This is a genomic window from Streptomyces milbemycinicus (genome assembly GCF_002154605.1).
In the GTDB taxonomy this organism is placed as follows: Bacteria; Actinomycetota; Actinomycetes; order Streptomycetales; family Streptomycetaceae; genus Streptomyces; species Streptomyces milbemycinicus.
In genome coordinates this window covers 1-6,519 of the sequence record NZ_MUNE01000114.1, presented here as the reverse complement: position 1 = coordinate 6,519, position 6,519 = coordinate 1, and the positions used below count along the sequence as shown (strand labels likewise).

Annotated in this window: 2 protein-coding genes and 1 pseudogene; all 3 read right to left on the bottom strand. The window is 72.7% G+C overall.

Annotation, left to right across the window (positions count from 1 at the left end; translation table 11 throughout):
* Positions 1-1,597 (bottom strand): annotated as a pseudogene (locus tag CCN51_RS10060) (hypothetical protein); the annotation flags it as partial.
* Positions 1,594-2,328 carry a type VII secretion system-associated protein gene (locus CCN51_RS10055; RefSeq protein ID WP_014173164.1) on the bottom strand — a complete coding sequence of 245 codons (735 nt, stop codon included), beginning with the start codon at positions 2,326-2,328 and terminating at the stop codon, positions 1,594-1,596. The gene CCN51_RS10055 and the pseudogene CCN51_RS10060, both read right to left, overlap by 4 nt.
* A gap of 50 nt (positions 2,329-2,378) precedes the next feature.
* On the bottom strand, positions 2,379-6,503 hold the full coding sequence (locus tag CCN51_RS10050) for a lonely Cys domain-containing protein (protein ID WP_158104656.1): 4,125 nt from the start codon (positions 6,501-6,503) through the stop codon (positions 2,379-2,381).
* Positions 6,504-6,519: the final 16 nt, after the last annotated feature.

The following is a 6,519-nucleotide window of genomic DNA, read 5'->3' as shown; positions in this document are numbered from 1 at the left end:
GCTCCGCCTCCGCGGCCGGGGCGGACGCGACCGGCGCCGGGCCGGGCTCCGTCGGCGCCTCGGCGGACTCGGCCGGGGCCGGGCGCCGCACCTCGGGCCTGGCGGGCGCGAGGCCGGCCCCGAAGCGGAGCGTCCGCAGGCCGTGTTCCGCGGCTATGCGGCGCAGTTCGCGGCCGCCGTCCGCGCATGTACCGAGCACGAACAGCCTGGCCCGGCCGCACACGTCCGCGCCGAGTCCGCCGAGCAGTTTGCCGAGCACGGGGTACAGCGTCGCGTCGATCGGCCGCCCGGGATGGCCCAGTTCGATCGCCGGCCCTTCGGGGTCCACCGCGCGGGCGGTGGCCGGTGGCGGCTCGCTCTCGGTGTCGGTGATCCACAGGCCCGCCCGGGTGACCGTGACCCGCCACTGCTCGGAGAGGCGTATGGCGCCGTGTTCCGCGCTGCCGCGGCCCGGAACGGGCGGGCTCCAGCGCGACAGGCGGGGGCTCGGGGCGGTCTCGCCCTCGCGTGCCGGGGCGCACACCACGGTGTCCACGAACGGCTGCCAGCGAGGCGCGCCATCGGCGCCGACGAGCACGGACCGCACCGTGCCGGGCTCGGTCGGAATGCCGTAGGACATCAGCGGCATGCCGGTCCGGACGAGGAGTTCGACGCCGAGCGAGTCGGCGACCGACTGGCTGGTGCGCAGGATGTCCCGGGGGCCGCCGGGGGCGAGCCGGACGCGGGGCCTGACGGCCTCGGGGAGGGCGGTGAGGAGTTCGGTGAGGTCGCCCGCCGGAATGTCCTCGTCGTGTGGCGCGCCCAGCAGCACGGTGGGGCCGCGCGGGTCGGCCGGTACGGCGTAGCAGAGGTCGTCGGGGCGGGGCGGGATCGCGTCCCGGGACCGGACCAGCACGCCCGCCGGGATCTGCTCGACGGCGTATCCGCCGGAGGTGCCGACCGGCAGGTACTCGACCGCGGGCTGCCACGCGGGGGCCGGCTGGCGCGAGCCGATCCGCACCGGTTCCACCCCCGGCGCGAAGCGCCACCATCCGCCGCGCTCGCCACCGCCGCGCGCGACGCCCCGGCCCGAGCGCCGCTCCGGTACGAACAGACTGCCGCCGGGCACCACGACGGCGACGCCGTCGGGGGCGATCACCTCGATCTCCCAGGCGTCGGCGATCCGGCGGGCCACGGCGGGCTCGTCCGGCCGGTCGTCGCCCGCTGCCGCCAGGACGAGCCGGACCACTCCGACCCCGTCCGAGCGGAGCGAGTCGAGCACCCTGCCGAGCCGCGGCCACAGCTCACCGGCCGACGACGCGTCGGCCCCGGCGACCACCGTCACGGTGTGCTCCGGGTCGACGGACAGGGCCCGGGCCAGGTCGGCGACATCGGAGGTGGACAGCGTGTCGTCCGCGGGGGAGCGGAGCAGCATGACGCCGCCGTACTCCTCGACGAGCAGCGCCCCGCCCCGCCCGCGGCCGCCGCCCCCGGGGCGCTCCGATCTGTCCAGCGTGGTGACGGGCGCGGACGGCGCGGGGTCGGCGGCGGGCCCGGTACGGGCTCGGGCGCCCCGCCTGCTGAACCAGCGGGCTCTGGCGCCCCCGGAACGGCTCACGCCTGTCCTCCTCGTTCTTCCCGGGCATCGGCCTGGCCCGCCTCGGCCTGATCCGCTTCGGCCCGTTCGCTCCCGTCCGCCTCCTCCGCCGGGGCGCTCTCCACGGCCGCCAGCGCCTGCACCAGCTTGTCCGTGATCAGCACCATGCTCACCGCGGCGGAGCTGTTGACGCACACGTTGTGGCCCTCGGGGATCCGGTCGAGGACGTCGGCGATCCGCACCCGCTCGAACCCCAGCGGGCCGGTCTTGTGGAGGTGGCGCGCCGAGGTGTAGATCGGGACCACTGCCGTGCCATCGGCTGCCGACGCGCTCACCGGCCGGCCGTCCGCCGTGACCAGCATCGCCAGTTCGGCCTTGGCCAGGGCGGCGGTGACGTCGTCCGCCGGGCCGTAGCCGGTGGTGGCGAGCTGGACGGCACGGTCCACGTCGTCGGTGGGCTCGGGCCACCCCCGCGCCCCCGGCGATGGCACGTAGTCCTCGTTGGCCTGCCACTCGACGATCTCGCCGTTGTCGTCGGAGCGCCACTGGCCGACCACCGCGAACTCGGGCGGCGGGGCCTCCCCGCGCCAGGTGGGGTCGGTCAGGTAGAGCCAGTGGTTCGGCGCCGCCTTGGCCGCCTGGACGAACTCCTCGGGCGGTGCGGGGTCAACCGTGGCAGGGGTTTCACCGCTGGTGGCTGGGGCTTCGCCGCTGGTGGCTGGGGTAGTGGCTTCGCCGTTGGACTCACTCATCGTGTCCTCGCTTACTGTCGTGCTGTTCTGACGCCCGCGTGAGCGTCCCTTCACCGGTCTGAGCTGTCATCGCCGTCATCGCTCTCCGATCCCTCCTCGGCCCCGTCGTCCAGTTCGGCGAACAGCGCCATGGCGTGCTCGTCGGGGAAGAGCCCGTCGCGCGCGACGTGGGCCCGCAGTTCCTCCTCGGTCAGCGGGTAGACGTTCCGATACCGGTACCGGCCGTCCACGTAGTCCGGGACCCCCGGGTGGGCGACCTCGTCCAGGACTAGCTGGGCACCCGCCATCACCTCGTGGAAGCTATGGTCGCCCACGTACGCCATGGTGCTGACCAGCCCGGCCCTGATCAGGCCGAGGTCCACGGGGAAGTTCGCGAGGTTCGACAGCCGGGCGACGAGCGTCAGGATGAAGTGGGTGCTACCCGAGGTGCCGGTCAGCACCAGACCGCCGCTCTCCTGGGAACGCTGCTGGAGTCCGGCGGACATCGGCAGTTCCTCGGACAGCCCGGCGGGCATCCAGAGCAGTTTCCCGTCACTGGCCCTGACCGCGATCAGCCGTTCGTCCTGGCTCAGCGGGGGCCGGACGTCCTCCGGCCGTAGCGGCGTTCGCACCACCGCCATCAGGTCCTCCACCTCTTCCGCTATGACCGCATCGTCAATGCCCAGCGCGCGGAGTTCCTCTGTCCTCTGCTTGTAGCGCGTGTACGCCTCGGTCTTCCGCCGGTCGTCGCGCTCCCCCATGACCACGGGATGCCTGCGCACCCGGCCCCCCGTGAGGTCGGGAAGGAGCCCGTTGGCCGCCCCGGCGAAGAGGAAGTCCGCCCTCTCGCGCAGATTCCCCGATTCCACGACTCTCTGGAGGCTTTCGAAGGACGTCCCCACCGCGCCGTTCTCCGACGGCAGTTCGCTGCCGAACTTCCGGTAGTCCATCCCGTTGTGCAGGACAAGGGCCCAGAACGCCTCCACCACCCGCGCGAACTCCGCGTTGATCCGCTCGTCGGCCGCCAGGTACGTGACCAGCCGCTCCTCGTAGTCGAGGGCCTCCTCGGCGTAGCGGATACGCGCCATGTCCCAGGGCGACGCGGGGGGTGCCCCGGACAACGCGGACTCCTCGGACTCCTCGGGCTCGGAAGGCACCCCGTCGTCCAGGAACGACGCGGGGTCCTCCGGCTTCTCACCCGGCGGTGTGGCGGAGGAGGCGGCAGCGAGCCCTGACGGAGCTGCCGAGCCCAGAGCCGTCGGTCTGGTCGTCGTGGCCGTGGTGGGCGGAGCCGCCGTGGGGGCAGCAGGCCCGGGGGGCCCGGAGCGCGGGTACGGCCGTGGGATGGGGCGCGGGGCGTTGGGGACAGGCGGCTGCGGGGCCTCCACCTCCGCCTTCCGCCAGACGGCGTCGGAGGCGGCGAGCACGGTGAGCACCGACCGGTTCTGATCATCCTTGCCGGACAGGTCCGTCGGGGTGTCGGTCCAACCCACTTCACGGCCCAGACGCTGCGCCAGCCGCCTGGCCACCTCGCCGATGCCGGGAGCCGGCCAGGCGTGCGACAAGACGATGAGGGTGCCCTCTTCCTTGCCGGTCAGGGTGAGGTCGTTCGCCATCAGCTCCAGGAACTCACGGACCGGCATCTGGAGCACAGCGTCGCCGATGACCAGCAGGATGCTGTCCGGATCCAGCTCGTCCAGTTCGATCCGCACCAGGTAGGGGGCCGGCTCGGTCGCCTGCTGGTTCGGGCCCTGGTGCCGCCACGGCGCGTTCTTCAGACCGCCGGGCGCAAGGATCTGCGCCAGGTTCACCGTCCCTGACCGCGGCTGCCCCGTGAAGTCAAGACCGCTCCCCCGGGCCCCGTCCTGGACCGTGTCCAAGCCGGTGCCCGTGAACGCCCCGTACTCCTCCTCCAGGGCGTATGCGGCCGCCACGTCCGGGTCGGACGCGCCCCGCCCCACCGCGAACGCCTGGGTGAGCCTGACCCGCAGGCGCTCGCGATGGTGCGGCTCAACGTCGTGGTCCGGGTCCAGGTGGAGCACCCGCACGGCCAGCTTGTCCACTTTATCCATGTCCATGCCGGGTGCGCTCAGCAGGTCCATGGTCTTCACCCACGCCCAGAACATCCGCGACCGCTCCACCTCGCCCAACTGCTGATCCGGGCCAGACGGCTTCAGGGCGTCGACGGCCTCGGACTGCGCACCACCCCCGTTCAGCCACCCCGCGGCCAGCCGCACCACCGGCAGGTCCACGAAGTCCCGGAACGGCACCCCCGCCTTCCCCGCCGTCGCCGCCGCGGCCAGCACCCGGCGAACGACGTCCTGATCCACCATGACCCCGGGCCCGGCATGTGCCACGATCACCTGCCGCAGCAGATCCAGCATCAGCGGACCCGCCTGCTTGAAGTCGTCGTCGGCCAGCCACATCGAATCAACCGCCGCCACCCCCCGCAGCAGCTCCCCGAAGTCGGCACGGTCCTGCGCATGGACCCCGAACATCGACTTCAGCGCCCGCAACGCAATCAGCGTCCGCTCCAGCACCTCCGCCGGCACCGCACTAGGCCCCGAGTGCAACTCGGCCACCCGCGCCAGCCGCTCCAACTCCGCGTCCTCCGGCTCCAGCCGCAGCAGATCCCACTCCCGAGTCCGCCCCTGGGGATCGGCGAACAGGGCCCGCACGTACTTGCCGTTCTCCTTCCCAAACCCCTGCGGGCCGTAGGAGACACGCGCCCAGCACCGCGCCCCGTTCACGATGCGCTGCCCCACAGACACCACCCGCAACGGATCGGCCACGAACACCTCGGGAGCGAAGTAGCCCCTCGGGGCGTGACCCGGCCTGTTGCTGTCCTTGGGGGACCCGATCCAGCAGCAGGAGATGTCCAGCCAGCGGTCCTTGGGCAGCCGGGACATCAGCCACGTCACCCACGCCACCGCCTCACCCTCGTCGATGAAGCGCTCGACCACGCCGCTCCCGCTCCACACCGTCAGCACCATGTAGCCCGGCACGCCATGCAGGGTGATGCGGTACGCGTCGGCCTCCGGGAACGGACTGCCCTCCGGACCCGGACGCGGCAGCTCCAACTCCGGCCCCAGATCGCCCAGGACGAAGTGGTAGTCGAAGTACGTCGTCATCTGGTCGCTGTGGCGGCCCGGCTTCTCGAAGTCCTCCGCGTACTCGGCGGGGTCGAACGAGGCGACGCCGATCCGCTCTCCGCTCGCCTCGCTGACCGTCGGCAACATCACCACGTCGGGGTACCAGTCGGGCTCGCTGCCATCGAGAACCGGCCCCTGGCCCGGCCGGAGCGGGAACCAGTCGCCCGTGGGAACCCCCAGCCGCCCGGCAACCGTGTCGATACCGCCCGTCCCGTCGCCCCGCGGGGTGACCTTCGCCTCACCGCTGTGCGGCCACACCACCAGACCCGTACGGTCCGCAAGCCTCTGCAACAGCGCACTGTGACGGCCCAGGAAGGGAACGGCCACCACGATCGGGGTGCCCGGCGGCAGACCCGCCCGCGCCACATCCGCCGCCACCAGCTCCACGAACTCCTCGATGTCCACGTCCAGCGTCGAACCGTCCGGCAGCCGCACCACCACCTTCTTCTTGTCCTCGCGCCAGTCGGCCCCGACGACGTACGGCCACTTCCCCTTCGGCCACGGCGTCTCCCGCATGGGGCGGCCGGTGGGGGCCAGGGAACCGTCAGACTGCGGCGTCAGGACCTCGCTCCAGTCCGTGTCCAGCTCCAAGGCGTCCAGCCCCAGCCAGTTCAGACCCGGAACCCGGCGCCCCCACAGCGTGAAGTGGCCGCTCTTGGCCGACCCGGTCACCCCCAGCCTCTCCAGACGGAACGCCCCCAGCTCCGCCAGACTCCCCGCACGACCATCCGCCTCGGCATCCCGCACCAGCCCGAACAATTCCGCACGCACCGTCTGGTCCACCGGCACGCCCTTCGGCAGACGCAGCACATGACGGGCCAGCACGTCCACGTCGAACGGACCGCTCCGGAACCGCCGGTCCCGCCCGTGCAGAGCCTCCAACAACCGCTCTGCCGCCGCTTCGTCCGGGGACTGCGACGCGGCGGCCGTCTCCGGGGCGAGCGCGATGGGGATCTCCGCCGTCTCCGAGGCCAGCACGATGGGGACCTCCACCGCCTCCGAGGCCAGCACGATGGGGACCTCCACCGCCTCCGAGGCAAGCACGATGGGGACCTCCACC